Source organism: Bradyrhizobium sp. UFLA05-89 (genome assembly GCF_059803475.1).
Map to the genome: position 1 here is coordinate 1 of NZ_JBANBA010000114.1, position 25,104 is coordinate 25,104.

The window sequence follows — 25,104 nt, forward strand, 5'->3', positions numbered from 1 at the left end:
TCGATTGAGATCGATTGGGGCGGCCGGGTCGCCCGTCCTTAACGGGAAATTAGCGTTAATCGGGAAAGCATCTCTGATCAGTCGCCGACGGTAGATCAGAGTATGTCCCAGCGTTCGTCCCTTGTCGCTTCCCCGGCACGATGGCTGTTGCCCGCGCTTTTCGCGCTCGGACTTTGCGGCTGCCAGACCACGGGACTCGAGGACATCACCGGCGCGCTCGGCGCCACGTCGGAAAAGGCCCACGAGGCCAAGCCCGATATGGACGCCTTGCGCGAGCGCTACCGGGCGACCCCGAGCGATCCCGAGATCGCGCTGCAATACGGCAAGGCGTTGCGCGAGAACGGCCAGCGCTCGCAGGCCGTCGCCGTGCTCGAGCAGGCCGTGCTCACCCACTCGAGCAACAAGCCGCTGCTTGCAGCCTATGGCCGCGCGCTCGCCGACAGCGGCAATTTCCAGCAGGCCTTCGATGTGCTGAGCCGCGCGCATACGCCGGAGGATCCCGACTGGCATATCCTGTCGGCGCAAGGCGCGGTGCTCGATCAGCTTGGTCGCAACGAGGAGGCGCAGCAATATTACGGCAGCGCCTTGAAGATCGTGCCGGACGAGCCGTCGGTGCTGTCCAATCTCGGCCTGTCCTACGTGCTGCAGAACAATCTGCCCAAGGCGGAGGAGACGCTGCGCCGTGCCCATGAGCGCGCGCCGCAGGATGCGCGGGTGCGGGCCAATCTCGCGCTCGTGGTTGGACTACAGGGTCGTCAGGCCGAAGCCGAGGGCATCGTGAAGGCCGATCTGCCGCCGGACGAGGCCCAGGCCAAGGTCACGGCGCTGCGGCAGCTCCTCGCCAAGAAGCAGCAGCGGGCGGAGAAGTAGCGTCGCCCGAGCGCCAACCTAGTTCTACTGGGTCATGAGCACTCTTTTCCCCATCCTGAGGAGCGCGGAACGCGCGTCTCGAAGGATGGCCGTGGGTGAGATGCGGGCCTTCATGGTTCGAGACGCGCTCTGCGCTCCTCACCATGAGGCTCTGGTGACGCAGTAAGACTACGACGCTTTGCGATGCGGCGCGGATTCGCGCTTCGGCTTGCGCTTCAGCTTCTTCAAGAGCGGCGCCAGCAATGACTGCCTCGGCTTCTTGACATCGCCGCGCCCGGCGAGCCGGTTGGCGAGGTTCTGGAACGTCTCGGCGGTGCGATGGCTCTTGGAGACTTCGGAGATCATCTGGCCGTTATTGGCGGCGGTCGAGAACAGCCTTGAATCGAAGGGAATGACCGCGACCGGCTGGCTTTCCATGGTCTTGGCGAAGGCCTTGACCTCGATCTCCGCGCGCTTGTGCATGCCGACCTGGTTGAGGCAGTAGAGCGGCGGCCGATCGTTGGGCCGCGCGGCCTTCAGCACGCTCAGCATGTTCTTGGTGTTGCGTAAGTTGGCGAGATCGGGCTCGGCCACGATCACGATGTCGTCGGCGTTGATCAGCGCGCGGCGCGTCCAGCCCGACCATTGATGGGGCACGTCGAGCACGATGCAGGGTGTGGTCATCCGCAGCGTATCGAACACGGCGTCGAAGGCTTCGGCGCCGAAATCATAGACGCGGTCGAGGGTGGCGGGTGCTGCCAGCAGGCTGAGACGCTCGGTGCATTTGGCGAGCAGGCGCTCCATCAGCGCGGTGTCGGGGCGCTCCTGCGTCAGCACCGCGTTGGCGATGCCCTGCACCGGATCCTGGTTGTAGTCGAGGCTCGCGGTCCCGAAGGCGAGATCGAGATCGATCACGACGGAATCGAGCGCCAGATCGCGCGCGATGGTCCAGGCGACGTTGTGCGCGATCGTCGATGCGCCGACGCCGCCCTTGGCGCCGACCACGGCGATGACGCGACCGGTGATGATGGCTTCCGAGGCCGAGAACAGGCTGCAGATCGAGCGCACGACGTCGATGGTCTCGACCGGTCCGATCACGTAGTCGTTGACGCCGCGACGCAGCAGCTCGCGATAGGGCGCCTCGTCGCTCGGATTGCCGATCACGACGACGCGCGTGCCGGGATCGCAGACGCCGGCGAGATCGTCGAGCCCTTCGAGGATGTCGCGCGTGCCGTCGGATTCGATCACGATCACGTTCGGCGTCGGCATCGAGCCATAGGCTTCGACCGCTGCCGCAAGGCCGCCCTCCTTGACGGTGAGATGGGCCTTCGCGAGCCGGCGGTCCTGGCCGGCCGCCGTGATCGCGTCATAGGTCTGCTCGGTCTCGCAAAACGCCTGCACCGAGACCCGCGGGACCGGCGCGATGTGCTCGTCGGGATGCTGCGGAGCGTCGTCGTCTTCGTATTGGCCGCTCATTGTCATTTGCCCGTGTCGCTGAGTTTGGCCTTGTCGGCGTCGGGGTAGGTCGTCGAGGTCGGCATGCCCTTGCGGTACTTCTCGAACGCGATCGCGCGCCGCTCGGCATAGGCGGGTGTTTCGGCGCGTGGCTGCTCGAGATCGGCGGGGTTGTCGATCATCGCCGCGAGGTTGCGCTGTGTCGCGCAGCCGAGATTGAAGTATGGCTTGTTCTCGTTGTAGCCGGGGTCGAAGATCGACGGCCCGGTATCCTCCGGCCACAGTCCGCAGGGACCTGCAACCGCGGCGATCCTCGAGTAGCTCAGGCGGATGGTCGGCAGCAGGGCGGGATCATCGGGGCGATAGGCGCGGTGCACGATGCCGCGCGCGGGCACGCCACCGGCCGCCAGCACCGAGCGGATTTCGTGGTAGGTCGCAGCCGCAGCGCGGGCGTTCCTGGTGTCGACGGGCACGTCGACCACGACGGCGCCGGTGCCTTCATGCGCCCAGTCCCGCGCGATGCCGATGACGTCGGCGCGCTGCGCTTCTGACAGGCCACCGCGTGCCTGGCCGACGAAGATCACGATCGAGCGCTTGGCCTCCTGCACCGCGATCGGATGGCGCTGCCGGTAGTCGGTCGGCACCGTCTGGGTGATGACCTCCTCGGTGGTGTTGCACGCACCGAGCGTGACGGCGAGGCCCATCAGCGCGACCGCGAGGCGCAGCTTCTTGCGGCAATCGACCGGTAATTTCGTCATCGCTTCATCCCCCTCGTGTTGAAGCTCGTTCGTCTCAGTCGATGATGAAGCCAAAATCGCCCTGGTAACCGGTGACGGGATCGATGTGGTGCGCGATGCCGTAGAGACGGTTCATGCGGCCGAGCAGCGCCGACTGCGAATCCGATGGCGGCGCAAACCCGTCATTGGGCCGGGACAGCTCCTTCTGCGCGACCGCGCGCACGACATAGGGCGTCACGATCACCATCAGCTCGGTTTCGTTGTTCACGTAGTCCTGGCTGCGGAAGAGTTGACCGAGGATCGGGATCTGGTCGAGGCCGGGCAGGCCGTTGATCGCCTGCTTGGTCTGCTGCTGGATCAGGCCGGCCATCGCCATCGAGCCGCCCGACGGAATCTCGAGCGAGGTCTCGGCGCGGCGGGTCTGGATCGAGGGGATCGTGACGGAGCTCGTCGTGCTCGAGGAGATCGACTGCGAGACGGTGATCGCGTTGGTGTTCGACAGCTCCGAGACCTCGGTCATCACGCGCAGGCTGATGCGGCCCTCGCTCAGCACCACGGGCGTAAAGTTCAGGGAGATGCCGAACTTCTTGTAGGAGATCTGCGTGGTGCAGACATGCGTGACGGGATCGCAAGCGTAGCCTCCCGGAATCGGGAATTCGCCGCCTGCGATAAAGGTCGCTGATTCACCCGAGATAGCGGTCAGGTTCGGCTCGGCCAGCGTCTTCACGACACCGGCGCTTTCCATGGCGCGGATGGTTGCGGCGACCGTGACCGATCCCTTGGAGAGGGCGCCCAGCCCAAGCCCGTTGCCGCTGACCAGGGGCCCGCCACTCACCGTGAACGGGTTGGAATTGTTGAAGTTCACGACCGCCGTGCCGGCATTCAGGCTGGCGCTGAGATCGACGCCCATCTGCTTGATGATGTCTCGGCGCATCTCGGCGACCACGACCTTCAGCATCACCTGGTCGCGGCCGCGCACGACGATGTTGTTGACGACCTTGTCGGCGTTACCGACCAGTTTCGCGGCGACGTCGCCGGCCTGCTGAGCCTCGACCGGGCTCGACACCGAGCCCGTCAGCATGACGCCGTCACCGACGCCTTCGATCTGGACGCCCGGCATCGACTGCCGGAGCGCGGCGCGCACGCCGTTGAGGTCGCGCTTCACCGCGATGTCGTAGGCGGCGACCTGCTGGCCGTCGGACGAAAAGAACACGACGTTGGTCTGCCCGACCGCGCTGCCGATGATGTAGGCGCGCTGTGCGGAGCGGATCACGGCGTTGGCGATCTTGGGATCGGCGACGAGCACGTCCTTCACCTCGCGCGGCAGGTCGATCACCACCGACTTGCCGACGCCGAGCGCGAGGAAGCGTGTCCTGGCCGGAGCGATCGTTGCGACCGGTGACACGCCGAGGTCAGGCGCCTGCACCGGGGTCTGGTCGCCGACCGGTGCGTCCGCCGCGATCGCCGGTGCTGCGGCGAGGCCGAGCATCAGCATGATCCCCATCCCGAAAGAACGCGCGCGATTCCCCCGAATGCGCAGCGCGTTCCGATACTCCCCACTCTTCATCCCGGGTATCCCCATCACTTCTGTGACGATGTGCTTGAAACGCCGTAACGAACAACGTTCACGCTGGCTCCCCGCTTCGCGGGTTGTTCGTCGTCGGATTTGTCGGCGACCTTGGCGTCGGCGATGCTGCGCAGCGCCAGCGTCAGTTGGCCGGTCTGCCGCGAGCGGGCCAGCGTCTCGGCCTGCTCGGGCTTCAATTCGAGCGTCACCGTCTTGCCGACGACGCTGTTCTGTCCGTCCTTTTCCTTCGGTGCCTGGTCGATCGCCAGCACGCGGATGTTGGACAGGATGATTTCGGTGGACACGACATCGGCGCCGCCGTTGGCGCCCGCGTTCCTGTCGCGCCGGGTGAGAAGCACGTCGACCCGGTCATTCGGCAGGATGAAGCCGCCGGCGCCGGTCTCGGCGGAAATTTCGGTCGAGATCGCCCGCATCCCTGAGGGCAGGATCGCGGCCATGAAGCCCGAGCCGTCGGCCTTCACCAGCTTCTGCTCGCGGATCGGCTCGCCCTGCATCAGCGGCGTGCGCGCGATCGAGCCGGCAATTTGGCTCACGGCGTCGGGACGGTCTTCGCGGTGGATGAAGCTGCCGCTCGCGGCAGACGCCGGCCAGGTCTGCCATTGCAGGTCTTCCTGCTTGACGGTCTGGCCAAGGCCGATGTCGGATTTTGCGACGAGAACCTCGACCGTGGGCAGCTGCACGGCCACGGGCGCTGCCGCAGGTGCCGGCCTGTTGTCATAGCTGCTCGCCAGATACGCGGCGATGCCGCCTGCGCCGAGCGCGATGATGAGGACGACGATGCGTGCGGTATTCATACGCTGCTACTCTTACGCGGGATGCTCGAACCGCACGTGGCGGGGTTCCCCGTCGTCGATGAGTAGGCAGTAAAAGTATAAGGGGTGTTGCGAGGCCGAATGTGATCGCCGGTCACGCAGCGGGTTTTGGCTGCATGGTGAACGCCGCGTTATTCGGAAAGAAATAACTCCGTAGATTCACGCAAGGGAAAAGGGGTTTTGTGTCTGTGCGTGACGCGACATGGTGAACGCGTGGTTAGCTCGCGAGGAGAAAGCTTGTTGCGACGGAGCAAGGCGATCTTCCCTCGATGTCGTCCTGGCGTAAGCCAGGACCCATTACCCCAGCGAAATGTTGCAGCAGGAGGTGATGGCCACAGCCGCTCTCAAGACGAACCTTTGGGGTAATGGGTCCTGGATCGGCGCTCGCTCTGGACAAACGCTGCGCGTTTGCCAGGAGCTCGCTTGTCCAGGACGACATGAGAGAGTTACAGCGCGTGCGGATTACTTGCTTCGCTTCTGCTCGATCACGTCCCAGATCTTCGCCGCGACGTCCGGCCCGCCGAGCCGGGAGATTGCGCGAATACCGGTGGGCGAGGTCACGTTGATCTCGGTGAGCCGGTCGTTGATCACGTCGAGGCCGACGAACAGCAGGCCGCGCTCGCGCAGTGCCGGCCCGACCGTTTCACAAATCTCGCGTTCGCGCGGGGTGAGGTCGGTTGCTTGCGCTGCGCCGCCGCGCACCATGTTGGAGCGGAGATCGTCGGGCGCCGGGACGCGGTTGACGGCGCCGGCGAACTCGCCGTTGACCAGGATGATGCGCTTGTCGCCGTGCTTGACCTCGGGAATGAACTGCTGGATCACCCAGGGTTCTTTGAAGGTCACCGAGAACATGTCGTAGAGCGAGCCGAAATTCATGTCCTGCGGCATCACGCGGAACACGGCTGCGCCGCCGTGGCCGTGCAGGGGCTTCATCACGACGGCGCCATGCTGCTCGCGGAAAGCGTTGATCTCGTCGAGGTCGCGCGAGATCAGCGTCGGCGGCATCAGCTGCGGAAAGTTCATCACGAACAGCTTTTCCGGCGCGTTGCGCACGCTCGCGGGGTCGTTGACGACCAGCGTCTTGGGATGGATGCGCTCCAGGAAATGGGTCGAGGTGATGTAGGCGAGATCGAACGGCGGATCCTGGCGCAGCAGCACCACGTCAAAGCCGCTCAGCGCCTCGCGCCTGGGCTCGCCGAGGGTGAAGTGATTGCCGGGCTCGTCACGCACGGTCAGAAGCTGGACCGGTGCGACCAGCTCGTCGCCAACCTGCGACAGCTTGTCGGGCGTATAGTAGGACAGCCCGTGGCCGCGCTTCTGCGCCTCCAGAAGCAGCGCAAAGGTGGAATCGCCGCGGATGTTGATGCGGGCGATGGGGTCCATCTGGACGGCGACGTTCAGTTTCATGGGCTGCCTTTCAGGTCGAGGCGTCGAATGCCGCCAACACATGGCGCGGAAGTGACCGCGGCGCAATCAGCATGGCGTCAAATCGCAATTCAAATTCGGCATGCTCGGGATGCGCTGCAAGCCACCCTTGTGCGGCATCGATGATGCGCTGCTGCTGGCGCGGCGTCACGGCGAAGGCGGCCTCATCGAGGCTGGCGCGGGCCTTGACTTCGACGAAGGCGATCAGGTTGCGCCGGCGCGCCACGATGTCGATCTCGCCATGCGGCGTGCGGAAGCGTCGCGCCAGAATGCGATAGCCCTTGGCGATCAGGAAGGCCGCGGCGCGGCTTTCCGCGGAAATGCCGGTCTGGAACGCGGCGACACGTTCGGGCGAGGGGAGTTTTGGCTCGGCGGGCCGGGCGCCGTCAGTCTTCGCCATCATCGCCCCGCAAATTCTTGTGCAGATCCTTGTGCAGATTCTTGGCGAGTTCGAGCGCGCGGGCATAGACCTCGCGACGCGGCCGGCCGGAGAGCTCGACCGCATGCGCGACCGCGTCCTTGAGGCTGCTGATCGCGAGCTGTTCGCGCAGCAGCTCGTCGAGCGCATCCGGCGTCATCTCCTGCGCATCTGAAGCCGGCGGGCCGATGACCAGCACGAATTCGCCACGGGTCTCAAGCTGATCGGCCCGGCCGGCGAGCTCGCTGAGGGAGCTGCGCGAGATCTCCTCGTGCAGCTTCGTCAGCTCGCGGCAGATCGCGGCTTCGCGATTGCCCATGACGTCGGCGAGATCGGCCAGCGTCTCCTGCACGCGATTGCCGGAATCGAACAGCACCAGGGTCGCGTCGATACGGGCGAGCTCGCTGAGCCGCTTGCGGCGCGCGGTTGATTTGGCCGGCAAAAAGCCTTCGAAGAAGAAGCGGTCGGTCGGCAGCGCCGCGACCGACAAGGCTGCCAGCACCGAGGACGGGCCGGGCAGCGCGTAGACCGCGTGGCCCGCGGCAGAGACTTCGCGCACCAGCTTGAAGCCGGGGTCGGAGATCAGCGGCGTGCCGGCATCGGAGACCAGCGCGATCGAGCCGCCCTGCGCCAGCGCCTGCAGGATCTTTGGCCGCGCAGCCTCCGCATTGTGCTCGTGATAGGGTTTGAGCTGCGCGGCGATGCCGTAACGCTCGGTCAACCGCCGCGTGATCCGGGTGTCCTCGCAGGCAATGATGTCGACGCCGGCGAGCGTCTCGAGCGCCCGCAGGGTGATGTCGCCGAGATTGCCGATGGGGGTGGCGACGAGGTAGAGGCCCGGCGCCGCCTTGCTGGCTGAAAAGTGATGGGTGCCAATGGCAAAACCGCGCGCGGCGGGTTCCGCCGCACCTTCAGGCGTATTTATCGGGGCGGCTTTTGCGCGCATAATGGATACTTAAAGGGAGAGACGCGCTTGCGCCATATTCGCGGCGAAAAGCCCGCGTTGGTGCAGCCCGGCAAAATCGGCGGACAGCTTGCCATCGTGAAGGGGCGGCCGCGTTAAGCGGTTATTATCCTTTTGTTTTGGTTAACTATTTGCCGACAATATGCTGCAATCCGCGTCCTCCCTTGCGGAGGTGAAGTCCTGACTGGGCCTGGATAGGCTGGTCGTTACGAAGAGCTGCCATGCCGGGCCCGCGCTACCCCAAGTCTCCCACCTCCGGGCCCCGATTGTCGGGAGCGACCCGGCGGAGCGCGCTCGGGCTCCTGCTCGGCGCGCCCTTGCTCTCGGCCTGCACCGGCGTGCAGCAGAGCCTCAGCCAGTTTTCCAATCCGTTCAGCTCATCCTCCCCTCAGCCGGGGCCTGCCGGGCCGCAGCAGCAGGCCACCACCGCCGGCACCGGCGGGGTGAAGGTCGGCCTGATCCTGCCGCTGTCGGCCGCCGGCAATGCCGGGCTCGCCGCGCAGTCGATGCGCAACGCCGCCGAGATGGCGCTCGCCGAATTCCAGAACCCGAACGTCCAGCTCCTGATCAAGGACGACAACGGCACGCCGCAGGGCGCGCAAGGCGGCGCGCAGCAGGCGGTCGACGAAGGTGCGGAGATCATTCTGGGGCCGTTGTTCGCCCAATCCGTGCCGGCCGTTGCGCAGGTCGCGCGCTCGCGCGGCATCTCGGTGATGGCATTCTCGACCGATGCCAGCATCGCCGGCCGCGGCGTCTTCCTGTTGAGCTTCCTGCCCGAGTCGGACGTCAACCGCATCGTCGAATATTCCGCCAGCATCGGAAAACGCTCCTTCGCGGCGCTGCTGCCGGAGAATGCCTATGGCAACGTGGTGGAGGCGGCCTTCAAGGCGGCGGTGCCGCGGCGGGGCGGACGCGTGGTTGCGTTCGAGAAATTCGGCGGCGATCGCGCCACCCCGGCGCGCAACGTCGCGCAGGCGCTCGGCAGTGCTGACGCGCTGTTCATCGCCGATGACGGCGATTCCGTCGTTGCGGTGGCCGATGCCCTGACCGCTGCCGGCGCCAACCTGCGCAACATCCAGCTGCTCGGCACCGGCCTGTGGGACAATCCGCGCGTCTATGCCAGCCAGGCGCTGCAGGGCGGTCTTTACGCCGCGCCGGACCCGGCGGGCTTTCGCGCCTTCTCCGGCCGCTACCGCACGAAATATGGCGCCGAGCCGGTGCGTACGGCGACGCTCGCCTATGATGCGGTGGCGCTCGTCGCTGCGCTGGCGCGCACGCAAGGCACCACGCGCTTCTCGCAGGACGTTCTCACCAATCCGTCCGGCTTCGCCGGCATCGACGGCCTGTTCCGCTTCCGCGCCGACGGCACCAACGAGCGGGGATTAGCGGTGATGAAGGTGACCACCGGCGGCGGCGTCGCGGTCGCAGGCTCGCCGAAGAGTTTTGGGGCGTAGCCGCAAGTGGAGCTCTCGTAGGGTGGGCAAAGGCGCTCTTCGCGCCGTGCCCACCATATCTCCACGATTGCGACAGAACACGATTGCGACAGAAGAGGTGGGCACGCTTTCGCTTTGCCCACCCTACGACATCTCGCTACGCCGCGAGATCCGCAACCACCGCATCCAGCACCGGGAATCCGCTGCTGGTCACGCGCAGGCGGCCGGTCGTGTCGACGGTGATGGCACCTTCCTCACGCAGAAGCGCGATGCGGCGGGGATCGAGCGGGCGGCCGGCGAGCGCGGCATAGCGCTTGGGATCGATGCCTTCGGCGAGGCGCAGCCCCATCAGCAGGAATTCGTCGGCGCGCTCCTCGCTGTTGAGGAGCTCGTCGGTGACGACGCCGTCGCCATTGGTCTCGACCCGCATCAGCCAGGCTTCGGGACGCTTCTCGGTGGCGGTCGCGTGCCTGATGCCGTCGATGTCGAGCCGGCCATGGGCACCGGGACCGATGCCGGCATATTCCTCGCCGCGCCAGTAGACCAGATTGTGCCGGCACTCGGCGCCACGGCGTGCGTGATTGGAAATCTCGTAGGCGGGCAGGCCGAGCTTGTCGCAGGTCTCCTGCGTGACGTCATAGAGCGCGCGCGCGACCGCCTCGTCCGGCGTCTTCAGCTTGCCGGCCTGGTGCAGTCCGAAGAACGGCGTGCCTTCCTCGATGGTGAGCTGGTAGAGCGACAAATGCTCGGCGGCTTCGTCGATGGCATGGCGGAGCTCACCCTCCCACATCGCCGGCGTCTGGTCCGGGCGCGCGTAGATCAGGTCGAACGAGTAGCGGTCGAACGAGCGGCGTGCGATCGCAACCGCATCCAGCGCCTCGCGCGCGCTGTGCAGGCGTCCGAGCATCTTCAGCGAGACATCGTCGAGCGCCTGCACGCCGAGCGAGACGCGGTTGACGCCGGCGGCGCGATAGCCGGCAAAGCGCGTCGCCTCGACGCTGGTCGGGTTGGCTTCCAGCGTGACCTCGACATCGCCAGCGACGCGCCAGTGCTTGCCGATCGCCTCTAGCACGGCGCCGACGGTTGCGGGCTGCATCAGCGACGGCGTGCCGCCGCCAAGGAAGATCGAGGTAACCTCGCGGCCGGGGGCGCGCGCGGCCGTTGTCTCGATCTCGCGGGCGAAGGCGTTTGCGAAGCGCGCCTCGTCGATCGCAGCGTGGCGGACATGGCTGTTGAAGTCGCAATAGGGACACTTCGACAGGCAGAACGGCCAGTGCACGTAGACGCCGAAGGCGTCCCTGTCAGCGCGGCTCAAGGCAGATCTCCGCAAGTTTCACGAAGGCGCGGGCACGGTGCGACAAGCCAAGGCCCAATGGCGGGAGGCCGTGCTTCTCGATGCTTTCCATCTCGCCAAAGGTGCGCGTGTGGCCGTCGGGCAAAAACATCGGGTCGTAGCCGAAGCCGGCGGTGCCGCGCGGCGGCCAGACCAGCGTGCCGTCGACGCGCGCCTCGACTTCCTCGAGATGATCGTCGGGCCAGGCGACGCAGAGCGCGGAGACGAAATGCGCTTTGCGCTTGTCCGGCGCGGTCGCGCCGCGCTCCCTCAACAGGCGCTCGATCTGCGCCATCGCCGCGGCAAAATCCTTCTTCGGGCCCGCCCAGCGCGCACTGTAGATTCCCGGTGCGCCGTCGAGGGCGTCGACCACGATGCCGGAATCATCGGCGAAGGCCGGAAGCCTCATTGCCTTCGCGGCGGCGATGGCCTTGATCGCGGCATTGCTGCGAAAGTCGTGGCCGGTCTCCTCGGGCTCGTCGAGGCCAAGTTCGCCCGCCGAGACCGCCTCGACACCGTGCGGCGCCAGCAGCTCCCGCATCTCGGCAAGCTTGCCGGGATTATGGGTCGCGATGATGAGCTTGCCTGTGATTCGCCGGTGCATGGCCTATTGACTACGCCACCGCCATTTTCTGCAAGTCCACGAGACGCGCGACACCCTTGCGGGCCAGCGCCATCAGCGACAGGAACTCCTCCTGCGTAAACGGCTCGCGTTCCGCGGTGCCCTGGACCTCGATGATGCGGCCATCGCCCGTCATGACGAAATTGGCGTCGGTCTCGGCCTCGGAGTCCTCGGCGTAGTCGAGATCCAGCACCGGTGTGCCCTGATAGATGCCGCAGGAGATCGCGGCGACGTTGTCGCGCAGCACGTTGGCGTTGATCATGTTGCGCGTCTTCATCCAGTTGATGCAATCGGCCAGCGCCACCCAGGCGCCGGTGATCGAGGCCGTGCGCGTGCCGCCGTCGGCCTGGAGCACGTCGCAATCGACCGTGATCTGACGCTCGCCGAGCGCTTCGAGATCGACGATGGTGCGAAGCGAGCGGCCGATCAGGCGCTGGATCTCGACGGTGCGGCCGCTCTGCTTGCCGGCAGAAGCCTCGCGGCGAGTACGTTCCGAGGTCGCACGCGGCAGCATGCCGTATTCGGCGGTGACCCAGCCGCGGCCCTGACCCTTCAGCCACGGCGGCAGGCGCTCCTCCAGTGTGGCGGTGACGAGCACATGGGTGTCGCCGAATTTCACCAGGCAGGAGCCTTCCGCATATTTGACCACGCCGCGCTCCAGCGTCACGGGGCGCAATTCGTCGGGCGCACGGCGGCTTGGCCGCATGGGAAATCCTCCAAAACTCGCAGGGAAAAGGCTGTTCGCGGTGCTTGTAGGAGGGGGAAGGGGGCCCGGCAAGGGCTTTTCCCCCGGGGGCAACGAAACGCCGTCCGGGGATTGGCCAAAGACGCGCTTGTCAGGGGCCTTCTGGATGGACAAATTATGTGCATCTGAGAGGAGTTACCGTCTGTGGCCCATCACGATCCGATTCATCTGATCGCGCCGCGCGCGGGCCTCGCCCAGCTCAACGAGCGTTCCCGCGACATCTTTCGCCAAATCGTCGAGAGTTATCTGGCGACCGGCGAGCCGGTCGGCTCGCGCAATATTTCCCGCTTGATCGCGCTGCCGCTGTCGCCGGCCTCGGTGCGCAACGTCATGGCCGATCTGGAACAGCTCGGCCTGATCTACGCCCCGCACACCTCCGCCGGCCGGCTGCCGACGGAACTCGGCTTGCGCTTCTTCGTCGATGCCCTGATGCAGGTCGGCGAGCTCAACGAGGCCGAGCGGCAATCGATCCAGAGCCAGCTCACGACCGTCGGCCACGCCCAGTCGGTCGAGGCGGCGCTGGAGGAGGCGCTGACGCGGCTGTCGGGCCTCACCCGCGCCGCGGCCGTAGTCTTGACGCCGAAGTCCAATGCGCGGCTGAAGCATATCGAATTCGTCCGCCTGGAACCGGAGCGGGCGCTGGTGATCCTGGTCGGCGAGGATGGCCAGGTCGAGAACCGCGTGCTGACGCTGCCGCCCGGAGTTCCGTCCTCGGCGCTGACCGAGGCGTCAAACTTCCTCAATGCCCGCATCCGCGGCCGTACCCTCGCCGAGGCGCGGCTGGAGCTGGAAACCGCACTCGGGCAGGCCCGAGCCGAGCTCGACCAGCTCACCCAGAAGGTGATCGCGGCGGGCATCGCGAGCTGGTCCGGCGGCGAGAACGAGGACCGCCAGCTCATCGTGCGCGGCCACGCCAATCTGCTCGAAGACCTGCATGCGCTGGAGGATCTCGAGCGGGTGCGGCTGCTGTTCGACGATCTCGAGACCAAGCGCGGCGTGATCGACCTGCTCGGGCGCGCCGAGACCGCGGAGGGCGTGCGCATCTTCATCGGCTCGGAGAACAAGCTGTTCTCGCTGTCGGGCTCCTCGACGATCATCTCGCCCTATCGGGATGCCGCCGGTCATATCGTCGGCGTCTTGGGCGTGATCGGGCCGACGCGGCTGAATTATGCCCGCGTGATCCCGACCGTGGACTATGCCGCCCGTATCGTCAGCCGCCTTCTGGGTGGCTGACGCCCGTTTTCGCCTGATCACGGGTGCTTGATTTTCGCGCTGCAAAGCACGATATCCCGGCGAGAAAAATCCCTTGAGACGAGTTCGAGAAGGCAGCCGATGACCGAGCAAGACCGGCAACCCGAAGACACGACTGCGCCGACCGGCGAGCCCGTGGTGTCGAAGCCCTACATCATGCCCGACGATCCGGAACCCGGCTCGGTCGAGGTCTTGCAGAAGGAAGCCGCTGAGGCGCGCGACCGCATGCTGCGGACGCTGGCCGAGATGGAGAATTTACGCAAGCGCACCACCAAGGAGGTCGCCGACGCGCGCCTCTACGGCATCACGGGTTTTGCGCGCGACGTGCTCGACATCGCCGACAACCTCCAGCGTGCGCTCGATGCGGTGCCGGCCGAGGCGCGTGCCAATGCCGATCCCGGCCTGACCGCGCTGATCGAGGGCGTGGAGCTCACCGAGCGCTCGCTGCTCAACGCGCTGGAAAAGCACGGCGTGAAGAAGTTCGACCCCTCGGGCCAGAAGTTCGATCCGAACTTCCAGCAGGCGATGTTCGAGGTGCCCGATCCGTCGGTGCCGTCGGGCACGGTGGTTCAGGTGGTCCAGGCCGGCTACACCATTGGCGAACGCGTGCTGCGCCCGGCTCTGGTCGGCGTCGCCAAGGGCGGCGCGAAAGCCGCTGCCGCCGCCAACAACAACGAGTCGAACGGCGCGGCGTAAGCCGCGCTTCGCCACGCACACAAACCTGAACCCTCATCCTGAGGAGCCGCGGAACGCGGCGTCTCGAAGGATGAAGGCCCCGCTGCTGCAGCTCGGCCTTCATGGTTCGAGACGGCGCTTCGCGCCCCTCACCATGAGGGTCAAATAGCTTACGCCGTGGCCGCGATATCCGCAGACTGGATCCGCTTCACGCCGGCCTTGGCCATGTCGGCCCACGCTTTGGCCAGCGAGCCCTGATTGTCGATGCCGCGGCAGGCGTCTTCCACCACATAGACTTCGAAGCCGGCCTTGCGCGCGTCGAGCGCGGTCCAGGCGACGCAGAAATCGGTGGCTAGCCCTGCGACGAAGACGCGCTTGATCTTGCGCGACTTCAGATAGGCGGCGAGGCCCGTCGATCTCTTGCCGTCGGCTTCCAGCAAAGCCGAGTAGCTATCGACGTCCTTGTGAAAACCCTTGCGGATGATGAGCTCGGCCTGCGGGATCGACAGATCCTTCGACAGCGCCGCGCCGTCGGTGCCCTGCACGCAATGGTCGGGCCACAGCACCTGCTTGCCATAGGGCAGGTCTATGGTCTCGAACGGCTTCTTGCCGGAATGGACCGAGGCAAACGACACGTGCCCCGGCGTGTGCCAGTCCTGCGTCATCACGACATTGGCGAACGTTTTTGCGATCTTGTTGATGATCGGCGCCACCTGCTCGCCCTCCTTCACGGCGAGGCTGCCACCGGGCAGGAAGCAGTTTTGCACGTCGATCACGAGCAGCGCGGAGGCATCGTCGGGCTTGATCGCCGTCGCCGCCCAGAGCTTGCTTGAAACGAGGCTCGCGAGAGCAACAGTGGAAACGCCCGCGAGTACTTTGCGCCGATCCAGTATCGTACGTCTTCCCTCCAGGATGAACCAGGAAGGAAAGCGTAGTTCCATTAGTATACGAACAAAAGCTCGAAAATGCGGCCGGCTTTGGTGAGAAATCGAGCTTGAGCCGAGGGCTCGGTGCTCCTCTCCCGCCTGCGGGAGAGGTCGGCGCAAGGCGCCGGGTGAGGGCTCTATCCTCTTGGGGGTTCTCGATTGTGGAGACACCCTCTCCCCAACCCTCCCCCGCGAGCGGGGGAGGGAGCGCACTGTCCATTGTGGAGACAGTCAGCCTTTGGGCTGGATGCCGTCGCGCACCGCGCGGAAGCGCGTGAAGGCCTCCGACCACTGGTCGCGCGGGGCGCTGGCGATGATGCGCAGCGACGTGCCGCCGCCGAAGCGGATCCACTGCACCACCGTGACCTGGGTCTTGTCCTTGCCGCTGACGCCGTCGAGCCGGGTTTCGATGGCCGGCTGGCCGTTGACACGGATCGGCTCGGACATGGTGATTCTGGACTCGCGCATGCCGGGGATCTGCATCGCCGCCTCCTGCGCGAAGCGGGCGCGATCATCCGGCTGCTGCGGCGTTGCACCGATCAGGCCGATGATCATGTACGGCTTGGGCTCGAAGCCCGTGGTCTCGTCGCCGTCGGCGAGCACGATGCTGGCGCCCGGCGACAGCATGCGGACGTTCTTGAAGTCGGCGAGATCGGTGATCCTGAACGGCATCTGCGCGAGCTGCTCGTCGACCGGCACCTCCTTGCGCGTGACGGCGGTGGCGAACATCTGCCGCACCGCGTCGTCCGAGTAGATCTTGGTGGCGTTCTCGGGGACCTGCACGGCGACATAGCCGGAGAAGCCGGTGCCCGGCACGATCATCGAATAGCGCTTCACCGTTGCCGTGCCGGCCTTGCCGGTCTCGACGGTGTAATAGGCAAGGCCCGCCGGCGTCTCGATCTTGTCCGGCTTGATGCCGCCAGCGCCGCCGGGATTGGCCTTGAAGGCGTTGGATACCTCGCCATAGGCGTCGGGCGGCAGCTCGGTGACCAGCACCTTCACGCCTCCGTCCTCGCTCTCGAAGCCCGGAAAGGTCTTGGCCTGGGAGAGACCGATCAACGGCACCATGCCGACGCGCAGGCCCGGCGGGAAGATGGCATCGGCCGCAAGGGCCGGAACGGCGGAGGCAATGAGGACGGCGAGCGCGGCGAGGGGGCGTATCAATTTCATGGCTAGTCTACTTGGTCCACATTGAGGCCGTTCGATGGTGGGCCGTCGGGCCCCTTTGTCGCGCGGGGCGTGGCCCCTGGCGGCGCTGTCCGGCCGCCCGGACTTTTAACGGGTTTGGCTGCGCCGTAACAGGGTGGGGCGCACCGCCGGGCATGGTCCGGCTGACCGCTGAACCCGTTAATAAACCCTCACCGTCAAGGGCCTCCAAAGGCCGATATGATCTTCCAAAACCCAATGTTTTCGCGGCTGAAACTTGCGTTCGGTCCTTGCGGGCCCCTCCCCCCCTCCTATATGAGCCTCAACCATCGCAATATCGCGGATGTTTGATCTTAGGGGGTTTTGGATCGGGTGCCTTCTGGGCCCAACCAACCTGCCGCAATAAAGAAGGATATCAGGACCATGGGAAAGGTCATTGGGATCGACCTCGGCACCACGAATTCGTGCGTCGCCGTAATGGATGGCAAGAACGCCAAAGTCATCGAGAATTCCGAAGGCATGCGCACGACGCCTTCGATCGTCGCCGTCACGGACGACGGTGAGCGCCTCGTCGGCCAGCCTGCCAAGCGCCAGGCCGTCACCAATCCCGAGCGCACCTTCTTCGCAGTGAAGCGCCTCATTGGCCGCCGCTACGACGACCCGATGGTCGAGAAGGACAAGAAGCTCGTTCCGTACAAGATCGTGAAGGCTTCCAACGGCGACGCCTGGGTCGAGGCCGACGGCCAGACCTACTCGCCCTCGCAGGTCTCGGCGTTCATCCTGCAGAAGATGAAGGAGACCGCGGAAGCCCATCTCGGCCAGAAGGTCGACCAGGCCGTCATCACCGTTCCTGCCTACTTCAACGACGCCCAGCGCCAGGCGACCAAGGACGCCGGCAAGATCGCGGGCCTTGAAGTGCTGCGCATCATCAACGAGCCAACCGCGGCTGCGCTAGCCTATGGTCTGGACAAGACCAAGGCCGGCACGATCGCCGTGTACGACCTCGGCGGCGGCACGTTCGATATTTCGATTCTCGAGATCGGCGACGGCGTGTTCGAGGTGAAGTCGACCAACGGCGACACCTTCCTCGGCGGCGAGGATTTCGACATGCGCCTCGTTGGCTATCTCGCCGACGAGTTCCAGAAGGAGCAGGGCATCAACCTGCGCAACGACAAGCTCGCCTTGCAGCGTCTGAAGGAAGCCGCTGAAAAGGCCAAGATCGAGCTGTCCTCGACGACGCAGACCGAGATCAACCTGCCGTTCATCACGGCGGACCAGACCGGGCCGAAGCATCTGACCATGAAGCTCACCCGCGCCAAGTTCGAGGCGCTGGTCGATGACCTCATCCAGAAGACCGTCGAGCCCTGCCGCAAGGCGCTGAAGGATGCCGGCGTCACCGCCGGTGAGATCGGTGAAGTCGTTCTGGTCGGCGGCATGTCGCGCATGCCGAAGGTCCAGGAAGTCGTGAAGCAGCTGTTCGGCAAGGAGCCGCACAAGGGCGTCAACCCCGACGAAGTCGTCGCGATCGGCGCTGCGATCCAGGCCGGCGTGCTCCAGGGCGACGTCAAGGACGTGCTGCTGCTCGACGTCACCCCGCTGTCGCTCGGCATCGAGACGCTGGGCGGCGTGTTCACCCGCATCATCGACCGCAACACCACGATCCCGACCAAGAAGAGCCAGGTGTTCTCGACCGCCGAGGACAACCAGAACGCGGTCACCATCCGCGTCTTCCAGGGCGAGCGTGAGATGGCGGCCGACAACAAGATGCTCGGCCAGTTCGACCTGATGGGGATTCCGCCGGCCCCGCGCGGCATGCCGCAGATCGAGGTGACCTTCGACATCGACGCCAACGGCATCGTCAACGTGTCGGCCAAGGACAAGGCGACGGGCAAGGAGCAGCAGATCCGCATCCAGGCCTCCGGCGGCCTGTCGGAAGCCGACATCGACAAGATGGTCAAGGACGCCGAGGCCAATGCCGCGGCCGACAAGCAGCGCCGCGAGGCGGTCGACGCGAAGAACCATGCCGACGCACTGGTGCACTCCACCGAGAAGGCGCTGGCCGAGCACGGTTCGAAGGTTGCCGAGACCGAGCGCCGCGCCATCGAGGATGCCGTCAGCGACCTCAAGGAAGCGCTGAAGGGCGATGATGCCGAGGCGATCAAGGCCAAGACCAACACGCTGGCCCAGGCTTCGATGAAGCTCGGCGAAGCCATGTACAAGCAGCAGGCCGAGGCCGACGCCAAGAAGGATGCTGCCAAGGACGACGTCGTCGACGCGGAATTCACCGAAGTCGACGACGACAAGAACAACAAGAAGTCCGCTTAAAGCCCGCGAGGGTCATGATGCGGATGGCTTGGACCCATAACGCGACGGCCCTCCCCCGACAGGGGGAGGCTTTCGCGCCGGGCCAAACGGGGCGCCTCCCCGTTACGATCGATCAACTCCCAGCCGCTATTCTGAACGCTGCTTTGCAGTCCTCTGCCGCAAGGCGCGAGGGCGCTCGTATCGTCGCGTGGCGACGTTGTTTCACCCCGACGTGAACTGCGACTAGACCGGGTTCAACATGTCCACCAAGCGCTGCTATTACGAAACCCTCGAAGTCGAACGCGACGCCGACGATTCCATCCTGAAATCGTCCTTCCGCAAACTGGCGATGAAATTCCACCCCGACCGCAATCCCGGGGACGACAGCAGCGAAGTCCGCTTCAAGGAAATCAACGAGGCCTATGAGGTCCTGAAGGACAAGGACAAGCGCGCCGCCTACGACCGTTATGGCCACGCGGCCTTCGAGCAGGGTGGCGGCTTCGGCGGCGGCGGCGCCGGTTTCGGCGCAGGCTTCGCCTCCTCCTTTTCGGACATTTTCGAAGACCTGTTCGGCATGGCCGGACAGCGCGGCCGTGGCGGCCGCGAGCGTGGGGCCGACCTGCGCTACAACATGGAGATCACGCTCGAGGAAGCCTTCGGCGGCAAGACCGCGCAGATCGAGATCCCGGTCTCCGTCACCTGCGAATCCTGCTCGGGCACCGGCGCCAAGGCCGGCACCAAGCCGAAGACCTGCTCGACCTGCGCCGGCGCTGGCCGCGTGCGGCAGTCGCAGGGTTTCTTCACGCTGGAGCGCACCTGCCCGGGCTGCCAGGGCCGCGGCCAGATGATCGAGGACGCCTGTCCGTCCTGCGCAGGGCAGGGGCGGGTCACGCGCGAGCGGACACTGTCGGTCAACATTCCCCAGGGCGTCGAGGACGGCACGCGGATCAGGCTCGCCGGTGAAGGCGAGGCGGGGGTGCGCGGCGGTCCGGCCGGCGACCTCTACATTTTCCTGTCGCTGTCCCAGCACCAGTTCTTCCAGCGCGATGGCGCCGATCTGCATTGCCGCGTGCCGATCTCGATGGTCACGGCGGCCCTTGGCGGCGAGTTCGAGGTGCCGACCATCGACAAGGGCAAGTCCAAGGTGAAGATTCCGGCCGGAACCCAGTCCGGTCGCCGATTCCGCATTGCATCAAAGGGCATGCCGGTGCTGCGCTCGCGCCAGATGGGCGACATGTACGTCCAGGTCGCCGTCGAGACACCGCAAAACCTCACCAAGAAGCAGCAGGAATTGCTGGCCGAGTTCGAAAAGCTCTCCTCCGGCGCGACCCAGCCGGAATCCGTGGGCTTCTTCGCCAAGGTCAAGGATTTCTTCGGTAATCGGGCGAATTGACGCGGCTTGACCGTATCGTTCGCGGCCTATACGTCTCTATGACCATTTTTTGACACGCCGCGGCGACGCGGTCCCGTCCGGTCCTGACATGCCCATGCAATCGTCCGTGCGCGCGTTGAAGAAGCCCCGTCTCGACGACGAGGTACGCTTTCTCCGGTCGTGGATTGAAAAGCCGCTCCACATGGGGGCGGTGATGCCGTCGGGCCGGCTGCTCGCCCGCACCATGGCGCAATATGTCGATGTCGATTCGGACGCACCGGTAGTCGAGCTCGGACCCGGCACCGGCGCCATCACCAGTGCGCTGGTCGAGCGCGGCATCGACCAGAAGCGTCTCGTCCTTGTCGAATACAATCCCGGCTTCTGCGCGCTGCTGCGCGACCGCTATCCGCAAGCTACGGTGGTGCAGGGCGATGCCTACCGCCTGCGCGACACGCTCTGGAAAGTGCTGAGCGCGCCCGCCTCTGCCGTTGTGTCCGGCCTGCCGCTGGTCACCAAGCCGATGTTCACGCGCCTGAGGCTGATTCGCGATTCCTTCGCCGCGCTCGCGCCCGGCTCGCCTTTCGTGCAGTTCACCTATTCGGTGGTGCCGCCGATCCCGAAATCGCTGCCCGGCGTGTCCACAGAGGCCTCGGAACGGATCTGGATGAACCTTCCGCCGGCCCGCGTCTGGGTGTATCGCAAAGACTAATTCCGCCGGCTTTCGTCTTCGCGCGGCGGACCCTTTTCGCCGAACGCGTTTTTCTGGATGCCCGCACCCAAGATCCTGGTCATTCCCGGCTCGCTGCGCACCGGCTCGCACAATGCGAAGCTGGCGGCGGTCGCCGCCTATGAATTCGCCCAGGCCGGCGTCGACGTCACGCGCATCTCGCTCGCCGACTTTCCACTGCCGATCTATGACGAAGACCTGTATGTGAAGTCCGGCGTCCCGAAGCACGCGGTCAACCTAAAGCGCATGATCGGCGCGCATCAGGGGATCCTGATCGTCACGCCGGAATACAACGCCTCCGTGCCGGCGCTGCTCAAGAATGCGATCGACTGGATCAGTCGCGTCCAGGACCCACACGAGAGGCGCGGCGAAGTTTTTCGCAACCGTGCTTTTGCGATCGCCGGCGCATCTCAGAGCAGGCTCGGCGGCGCGCGTGCGCTCCAGGCGCTGCGATTGATCCTGACCTCGTGCCACGCCAATGTGATTGCCAGCCAGCTCGCGCTCGCCTTTGCCGACCAGGCCTATGACGATATGGACAGGCTGAAGAACGAGGGCGATATCGCCGCGTTGCAGGACCTGGTGCGGCAACTGATCGACATTTCCCAACGCATGATGTGAGGTGACATGACGCAAGCCGAAATCGCCCCCCGCGACCGCCTGATCGTCGCGCTCGACCTGCCGAGCCCGGAGCTGGCGGAGGCGATGATTGATCGGCTCGGCGACAGCGTTACCTTCTACAAGATCGGCTATCGGCTCACTTATGCCGGCGGCTTGCCGCTGGTCGGCAAGCTCGCGGACCGCGGCAAGAAAGTGTTCCTCGATCTCAAGCTGCATGACATCGGCAACACGGTGATGCAGGGCGTCCAGAGCATCAGCAAGCTCGGCGCGACCTTCCTTACCGTGCACGCCTACCCGCAGACCATGAAGGCGGCGGTCGAAGGGCGTGGGTCGTCCGCCCTGAAGATTCTCGGCGTGACCGTGCTGACCTCCTACAATGACGATGATCTGCATGCGGCCGGCTACCGGATCGGCGTCTCCGAGCTGGTCGAGGCGCGCGCGCAGCAGGCGCAGGTGCTCGGCGTCGACGGGCTCGTCTGCGCGCCCGAGGAAGCCGGTAGCCTGCGCAAGATCGTCGGTCACCAGATGAACCTCGTCACGCCCGGCATCCGTCCCGCAGGCGCGGCGACCGGCGACCAGAAGCGCATCATGACGCCGGGACGCGCGATTGCCGCGGGCGCCGACTATCTCGTGGTCGGACGTCCCATCGTCGAAGCCACAGATCCCAAGGCGACTGCCGAGGCCATCCAGGCCGAGATCGCGCAGGCGTTGACCTGAACATCACAAGGAGAAGAAGAATGGCAGCAAAAGGCTACTGGATCGGGCGCGTCGACGTGCACAATGACGAGGGCTACAAGCCCTATGCGGCGGCGAACCTCGCGATCTTCAAGAAGTTCGGCGGACGCTACGTCGTTCGCGGCGGCAAGCTCACCAGCGTCGAGGGCCAGAGCCGCGCACGCAACGTCGTGATTGAATTCCCCGACTACGAGACCGCGCTCGCCTGCTACAACTCGCCGGAATACCAGGCCAACATCAAGGTGCGCCAGCCGCATTCGATCGCCGACCTCATCGTCATCGAGGGCTATGACGGCCCGCAGCCGTAGGCAGGCAGTGTCATTCCGGGGCGCCCGAAGGGCGAACCCGGAATCTCGCGCCACAACTTCGGGATTCCGGGTTCGGCTCTGCGAGCCGCCCCGGAATGACGGCGGGCTTGCGTGTCCCCCTCGGTTGCCGGAACAGCGTCCCCCCGCTACAACGGGCCCGGAAGAGGATCATACCATGTCCGACATGCGCTTGATTGTTGCGGGAGCCGGCGGCCGGATGGGCCGGACGTTGACGCGTGCGATTTCCGAGACCGAGGGCGCGGTGCTGGCGGGCGCGCTCGAAGCGCCGGGCTCGGAACTCCTGGGCAAGGATTCCGGTGTTCTCGCGGGGCTCCCGGCCAATGGCGTGCAACTCTCGGCCGATCTCTGGGCGATGTCGGCAGAGGCCGATGGCATTCTCGACTTCACCGTGCCGGCCGCGACCATCGCCAATGTCGCGATCGCCGCGCAGCGCGGGCTCGTTCATGTCATCGGTACAACCGGTCTTTCGGCGTCGGATGACGCGGTGATCAAGAGCGTCACCAACCGCGCCGTTGTCGTCAAATCCGGCAATATGAGCCTCGGCGTCAATCTGCTCACTGCGCTGGTCAAGCGCGTGGCGCAGTCGCTGGGCGACAACTTCGATATCGAAATCGTGGAAACGCACCACCGTGCCAAGGTCGACGCACCCTCCGGCACGGCTCTGATGCTGGGCGAAGCCGCAGCGAGCGGTCGCGGCATCTCGCTGAGGGATCATTCGGCCCGCGGCCGCGACGGCATCACGGGCGCGCGCCGCTCCGGCGACATCGGCTTTGCCTCGCTGCGCGGCGGCACGGCGGCCGGCGATCACAGCGTGAGCTTTCTCGGCCCCTTCGAGCGGCTGACACTGTCGCATCACGCCGAGGACCGCATGCTGTTCGCCCATGGCGCGCTGAAGGCGGCGCTGTGGGCCCATGGCAAGAAGCCGGGCCTCTACTCGATGGCCGATGTGCTCGGCCTGGGCGATAACTGAACGAACGGAAAGCAGGAATGAGCGAACGTCTTCTCGTGCTCGTGCGGCACGGCCAGAGCGAATGGAATCTGAAGAACCTGTTCACGGGATGGAAAGATCCCGGTCTCACCGAGCAGGGCGTTGCCGAGGCCAAAGAAGCCGGCCGCAAGCTGAAGGCGAAAGGCCTCGTCTTCGACGTTGCGTTCACCTCGGTGCTGACGCGCGCCCAGCATACGCTCGATCTCATTCTTACGGAGCTTGGGCAGACCGGCCTGCCCACGTCGAAGGACCTCGCGCTGAACGAGCGCGACTATGGCGATCTCTCTGGCCTCAACAAGGATGACGCCCGCAAGAAATGGGGCGAGGAGCAGGTCCACGTCTGGCGCCGCTCCTACGACGTGCCGCCGCCCGGCGGCGAAAGCCTGAAGGACACGCTCGCGCGCGCACTGCCCTATTACGTGCAGGAGATCCTGCCCGGCGTGCTCAACGGCAAGCGCACGCTGGTCGCCGCCCACGGCAACTCGCTGCGCGCGCTGATCATGGTGCTGGAAAAGCTCTCGCCGGAAGGTATTTTGAAGCGTGAGTTGGCGACGGGCGTGCCGATCATTTACCGGCTGAATGCGGATTCGACGGTGGCCTCGAAGCTCGATCTGGCGAGCTAGGCGCGATTCCGTAGGGTGGCAAAGCGAAGCGTGCCCACCATCCAGCAACATTCGCGGAAAGATGGTGGGCACGGCGCGCGAAGAGCGCGCCTTTGCCCACCCTACATGAGCGTACTTACTGCACCCCGAGCTGCCCCGCCTCCCAGCCCAGCATCGCCTGCTTGCGGGTGACGCCCCAGTGATAGCCGGTGAGCTTGCCGTCCTTGCCGAGCGCGCGATGGCAGGGCACGACGAAGGAGACGGGATTCTTCCCAACCGCGGCGCCGACGGCGCGTGAGGCCTTCGGGCTGTTGATCTTGCAGGCGATGTCCGAATAGGACACCGCGCGTCCCATTGGTATCTTCAACAGCGTCTCCCACACCCGCACCTCGAAATCGGTGCCGATCATGACCACGCGCAGCGGCTGGTCCGGCCGCCACAGCTTGGTGTCGAAGATGCGCTGGGCGAGCGGTGCGGTGCCCTCATGGTCCTCGACGTAAGTTGCGTTCGGCCAGCGCCGCGTCATGTCGGCGAATGCGGCCTGCTCCTCGCCGGGGTCGGCGAAGGCAAGCCCCGCCAGTCCGCGATTGGTCGCGATCACGATCGCAGTGCCGAAGGGACAGGGATGGAAACCGTAGCGCAGGGTCAGGCCCGCGCCGCCATTCTTCCATTCGCCCGGTGACATTGCTTCGTGAGTGACGAAGAGATCGTGCAGCCGTCCCGGGCCCGAGAGACCCGAGTCGAGCGCGGCATCGAGAACGCTCGCGGAATCGCGCAGCAGGTGCTTGGCATGGTCGAGCGTCAGCGCCTGCATGAAGGCCTTTGGCGTGATCGACGCCCAGCGGCGGAACAGATGGTGCAACTCATCCGGGGTGACGCCCGCCGCATCCGCCATCGCCTCGATGGTCGGCTGCGCGCGCCAGTTCTCCGAGATGAAGGCGATCGCGCGGCGCACGGAATCATAGTCCCGCAGCGCGGCGTTCTGGTGGCCCGGCCTGGCCAGGCGCTGGTCATGTATGGCGAGTGTCATCATGACCTCAAATGTAGGAG

The 25,104-nt window shown here is 65.6% G+C and carries 25 protein-coding genes; 12 read left to right on the forward strand and 13 right to left on the reverse strand.

Annotation, left to right across the window (positions count from 1 at the left end):
* The first annotated feature begins 102 nt into the window (after positions 1 to 102).
* Positions 103 to 870: a tetratricopeptide repeat protein gene (locus SO139_RS37530; RefSeq protein ID WP_449383683.1), complete on the forward strand. Its 768-nt coding sequence runs from the start codon at positions 103 to 105 to the stop codon at positions 868 to 870.
* 168 nt (positions 871 to 1,038) lie between these two features.
* Here SO139_RS37530 and SO139_RS37535 read toward each other — a convergent pair whose 3' ends face one another.
* The 7 genes from SO139_RS37535 to rsmI form a co-directional block, all read right to left on the reverse strand.
* A complete protein-coding gene (locus tag SO139_RS37535) occupies positions 1,039 to 2,325 on the reverse strand; it encodes a CpaE/TadZ family protein (protein WP_449383682.1) in 1,287 nt (428 codons plus the stop codon).
* Between the two features lie 2 nt (positions 2,326 to 2,327).
* On the reverse strand, positions 2,328 to 3,062 hold the full coding sequence (locus SO139_RS37540) for a CpaD family pilus assembly protein (RefSeq protein ID WP_449383681.1): 735 nt from the start codon (positions 3,060 to 3,062) through the stop codon (positions 2,328 to 2,330).
* A 34-nt stretch (positions 3,063 to 3,096) separates the two neighbouring features.
* Positions 3,097 to 4,608: a type II and III secretion system protein family protein gene (locus SO139_RS37545; RefSeq protein WP_449383680.1), complete on the reverse strand. Its 1,512-nt coding sequence runs from the start codon at positions 4,606 to 4,608 to the stop codon at positions 3,097 to 3,099.
* Positions 4,609 to 4,622: 14 nt separating this feature from the next.
* Entirely contained in the window at positions 4,623 to 5,423 is an 801-nt protein-coding gene (gene cpaB / locus SO139_RS37550) for a Flp pilus assembly protein CpaB (protein WP_449383679.1), read from the reverse strand.
* 480 nt (positions 5,424 to 5,903) lie between these two features.
* Positions 5,904 to 6,848, reverse strand: coding sequence for a glutathione synthase (gene gshB / locus SO139_RS37555; protein WP_449383678.1), 945 nt, complete (start codon positions 6,846 to 6,848; stop codon positions 5,904 to 5,906).
* Between the two features lie 10 nt (positions 6,849 to 6,858).
* Positions 6,859 to 7,266 carry a YraN family protein gene (locus SO139_RS37560; RefSeq protein ID WP_449383677.1) on the reverse strand — a complete coding sequence of 136 codons (408 nt, stop codon included), beginning with the start codon at positions 7,264 to 7,266 and terminating at the stop codon, positions 6,859 to 6,861.
* Entirely contained in the window at positions 7,253 to 8,230 is a 978-nt protein-coding gene (gene rsmI, locus SO139_RS37565; protein ID WP_449383676.1) for a 16S rRNA (cytidine(1402)-2'-O)-methyltransferase, read from the reverse strand. The genes SO139_RS37560 and rsmI overlap by 14 nt, the downstream gene beginning before the upstream one ends.
* A gap of 239 nt (positions 8,231 to 8,469) precedes the next feature.
* Here rsmI and SO139_RS37570 point away from each other — a divergent pair, with 239 nt between their 5' ends.
* Entirely contained in the window at positions 8,470 to 9,702 is a 1,233-nt protein-coding gene (locus tag SO139_RS37570; RefSeq protein WP_449383675.1) for a penicillin-binding protein activator, read from the forward strand.
* A gap of 136 nt (positions 9,703 to 9,838) precedes the next feature.
* Here SO139_RS37570 and hemW read toward each other — a convergent pair whose 3' ends face one another.
* Genes hemW through rph form a run of 3 tightly spaced genes read right to left on the reverse strand, consistent with a single transcriptional unit; the run spans position 9,839 to position 12,342 of the window.
* Entirely contained in the window at positions 9,839 to 10,996 is a 1,158-nt protein-coding gene (gene hemW / locus SO139_RS37575) for a radical SAM family heme chaperone HemW (protein ID WP_449383674.1), read from the reverse strand.
* A complete protein-coding gene (rdgB, locus tag SO139_RS37580) occupies positions 10,983 to 11,618 on the reverse strand; it encodes an RdgB/HAM1 family non-canonical purine NTP pyrophosphatase (RefSeq protein ID WP_449383673.1) in 636 nt (211 codons plus the stop codon). Before rdgB ends, hemW begins: the two co-directional genes overlap by 14 nt.
* 10 nt (positions 11,619 to 11,628) lie before the next feature.
* Positions 11,629 to 12,342, reverse strand: a complete 714-nt coding sequence (gene rph / locus SO139_RS37585; RefSeq protein WP_449383672.1) for a ribonuclease PH — start codon at positions 12,340 to 12,342, stop codon at positions 11,629 to 11,631.
* A 183-nt stretch (positions 12,343 to 12,525) separates the two neighbouring features.
* Between rph and hrcA the strand changes: the two genes are divergently transcribed.
* Positions 12,526 to 13,614: a heat-inducible transcriptional repressor HrcA gene (gene hrcA, locus SO139_RS37590; protein WP_027525143.1), complete on the forward strand. Its 1,089-nt coding sequence runs from the start codon at positions 12,526 to 12,528 to the stop codon at positions 13,612 to 13,614.
* Between the two features lie 99 nt (positions 13,615 to 13,713).
* Positions 13,714 to 14,328, forward strand: a complete 615-nt coding sequence (grpE, locus tag SO139_RS37595) for a nucleotide exchange factor GrpE (protein WP_449383671.1) — start codon at positions 13,714 to 13,716, stop codon at positions 14,326 to 14,328.
* A gap of 149 nt (positions 14,329 to 14,477) precedes the next feature.
* Here grpE and pncA read toward each other — a convergent pair whose 3' ends face one another.
* Together pncA and SO139_RS37605 are read right to left on the reverse strand one after the other, a co-directional pair.
* Entirely contained in the window at positions 14,478 to 15,200 is a 723-nt protein-coding gene (gene pncA / locus SO139_RS37600) for a bifunctional nicotinamidase/pyrazinamidase (protein WP_449383686.1), read from the reverse strand.
* 264 nt (positions 15,201 to 15,464) lie between these two features.
* The gene (locus tag SO139_RS37605) at positions 15,465 to 16,403 is read right to left on the reverse strand and encodes a hypothetical protein (RefSeq protein ID WP_449383670.1); all 939 of its coding nucleotides are present in this window, start codon (positions 16,401 to 16,403) and stop codon (positions 15,465 to 15,467) included.
* A 399-nt stretch (positions 16,404 to 16,802) separates the two neighbouring features.
* On the opposite strand from SO139_RS37605, the gene dnaK reads away from it, so the two are divergent.
* The 8 genes from dnaK (at position 16,803) to SO139_RS37645 (ending at position 24,075) form a co-directional block, all read left to right on the forward strand.
* The gene (gene dnaK, locus SO139_RS37610; protein ID WP_212372928.1) at positions 16,803 to 18,704 is read left to right on the forward strand and encodes a molecular chaperone DnaK; all 1,902 of its coding nucleotides are present in this window, start codon (positions 16,803 to 16,805) and stop codon (positions 18,702 to 18,704) included.
* 238 nt (positions 18,705 to 18,942) lie between these two features.
* Positions 18,943 to 20,076 (forward strand): molecular chaperone DnaJ, encoded by a 1,134-nt coding sequence (gene dnaJ, locus SO139_RS37615; RefSeq protein ID WP_449383669.1) that lies wholly within the window; start codon positions 18,943 to 18,945, stop codon positions 20,074 to 20,076.
* A gap of 88 nt (positions 20,077 to 20,164) precedes the next feature.
* Complete coding sequence (locus SO139_RS37620) at positions 20,165 to 20,764, forward strand: class I SAM-dependent methyltransferase (RefSeq protein WP_449383668.1); 600 nt, start codon at positions 20,165 to 20,167, stop codon at positions 20,762 to 20,764.
* 57 nt (positions 20,765 to 20,821) lie between these two features.
* Positions 20,822 to 21,400 carry an NADPH-dependent FMN reductase gene (locus SO139_RS37625; RefSeq protein ID WP_449383667.1) on the forward strand — a complete coding sequence of 193 codons (579 nt, stop codon included), beginning with the start codon at positions 20,822 to 20,824 and terminating at the stop codon, positions 21,398 to 21,400.
* Positions 21,401 to 21,406: 6 nt separating this feature from the next.
* Positions 21,407 to 22,117 (forward strand): orotidine-5'-phosphate decarboxylase, encoded by a 711-nt coding sequence (pyrF, locus tag SO139_RS37630; protein ID WP_449383666.1) that lies wholly within the window; start codon positions 21,407 to 21,409, stop codon positions 22,115 to 22,117.
* Positions 22,118 to 22,137: 20 nt separating this feature from the next.
* Positions 22,138 to 22,443 (forward strand): DUF1330 domain-containing protein, encoded by a 306-nt coding sequence (locus SO139_RS37635; RefSeq protein WP_449383665.1) that lies wholly within the window; start codon positions 22,138 to 22,140, stop codon positions 22,441 to 22,443.
* Positions 22,444 to 22,618: 175 nt separating this feature from the next.
* Entirely contained in the window at positions 22,619 to 23,434 is an 816-nt protein-coding gene (gene dapB, locus SO139_RS37640; RefSeq protein ID WP_449383664.1) for a 4-hydroxy-tetrahydrodipicolinate reductase, read from the forward strand.
* A gap of 17 nt (positions 23,435 to 23,451) precedes the next feature.
* Positions 23,452 to 24,075, forward strand: coding sequence for a 2,3-bisphosphoglycerate-dependent phosphoglycerate mutase (locus tag SO139_RS37645; protein ID WP_474802652.1), 624 nt, complete (start codon positions 23,452 to 23,454; stop codon positions 24,073 to 24,075).
* 115 nt (positions 24,076 to 24,190) lie between these two features.
* Here the strand turns inward: SO139_RS37645 and SO139_RS37650 are convergent, their stop codons facing one another.
* A complete protein-coding gene (locus SO139_RS37650; protein ID WP_449384564.1) occupies positions 24,191 to 25,087 on the reverse strand; it encodes a methylated-DNA--[protein]-cysteine S-methyltransferase in 897 nt (298 codons plus the stop codon).
* Positions 25,088 to 25,104: the final 17 nt, after the last annotated feature.

Coding starts and splice junctions, on each gene's coding strand:
- SO139_RS37530 (WP_449383683.1), top strand. CDS start 103: ATGTCCCAGCGTTCGTCCCTTGTCGCTTCCCCGGCACGATGGCTGTTG.
- SO139_RS37535 (WP_449383682.1), bottom strand. CDS start 2,325: ATGAGCGGCCAATACGAAGACGACGACGCTCCGCAGCATCCCGACGAG.
- SO139_RS37540 (WP_449383681.1), bottom strand. CDS start 3,062: ATGACGAAATTACCGGTCGATTGCCGCAAGAAGCTGCGCCTCGCGGTC.
- SO139_RS37545 (WP_449383680.1), bottom strand. CDS start 4,608: ATGAAGAGTGGGGAGTATCGGAACGCGCTGCGCATTCGGGGGAATCGC.
- cpaB (WP_449383679.1), bottom strand. CDS start 5,423: ATGAATACCGCACGCATCGTCGTCCTCATCATCGCGCTCGGCGCAGGC.
- gshB (WP_449383678.1), bottom strand. CDS start 6,848: ATGAAACTGAACGTCGCCGTCCAGATGGACCCCATCGCCCGCATCAAC.
- SO139_RS37560 (WP_449383677.1), bottom strand. CDS start 7,266: ATGGCGAAGACTGACGGCGCCCGGCCCGCCGAGCCAAAACTCCCCTCG.
- rsmI (WP_449383676.1), bottom strand. CDS start 8,230: ATGCGCGCAAAAGCCGCCCCGATAAATACGCCTGAAGGTGCGGCGGAA.
- SO139_RS37570 (WP_449383675.1), top strand. CDS start 8,470: ATGCCGGGCCCGCGCTACCCCAAGTCTCCCACCTCCGGGCCCCGATTG.
- rdgB (WP_449383673.1), bottom strand. CDS start 11,618: ATGCACCGGCGAATCACAGGCAAGCTCATCATCGCGACCCATAATCCC.
- rph (WP_449383672.1), bottom strand. CDS start 12,342: ATGCGGCCAAGCCGCCGTGCGCCCGACGAATTGCGCCCCGTGACGCTG.
- grpE (WP_449383671.1), top strand. CDS start 13,714: ATGACCGAGCAAGACCGGCAACCCGAAGACACGACTGCGCCGACCGGC.
- SO139_RS37605 (WP_449383670.1), bottom strand. CDS start 16,403: ATGAAATTGATACGCCCCCTCGCCGCGCTCGCCGTCCTCATTGCCTCC.
- dnaK (WP_212372928.1), top strand. CDS start 16,803: ATGGGAAAGGTCATTGGGATCGACCTCGGCACCACGAATTCGTGCGTC.
- dnaJ (WP_449383669.1), top strand. CDS start 18,943: ATGTCCACCAAGCGCTGCTATTACGAAACCCTCGAAGTCGAACGCGAC.
- SO139_RS37620 (WP_449383668.1), top strand. CDS start 20,165: ATGCCCATGCAATCGTCCGTGCGCGCGTTGAAGAAGCCCCGTCTCGAC.
- SO139_RS37625 (WP_449383667.1), top strand. CDS start 20,822: ATGCCCGCACCCAAGATCCTGGTCATTCCCGGCTCGCTGCGCACCGGC.
- pyrF (WP_449383666.1), top strand. CDS start 21,407: ATGACGCAAGCCGAAATCGCCCCCCGCGACCGCCTGATCGTCGCGCTC.
- SO139_RS37635 (WP_449383665.1), top strand. CDS start 22,138: ATGGCAGCAAAAGGCTACTGGATCGGGCGCGTCGACGTGCACAATGAC.
- dapB (WP_449383664.1), top strand. CDS start 22,619: ATGTCCGACATGCGCTTGATTGTTGCGGGAGCCGGCGGCCGGATGGGC.
- SO139_RS37645 (WP_474802652.1), top strand. CDS start 23,452: ATGAGCGAACGTCTTCTCGTGCTCGTGCGGCACGGCCAGAGCGAATGG.
- SO139_RS37650 (WP_449384564.1), bottom strand. CDS start 25,087: ATGATGACACTCGCCATACATGACCAGCGCCTGGCCAGGCCGGGCCAC.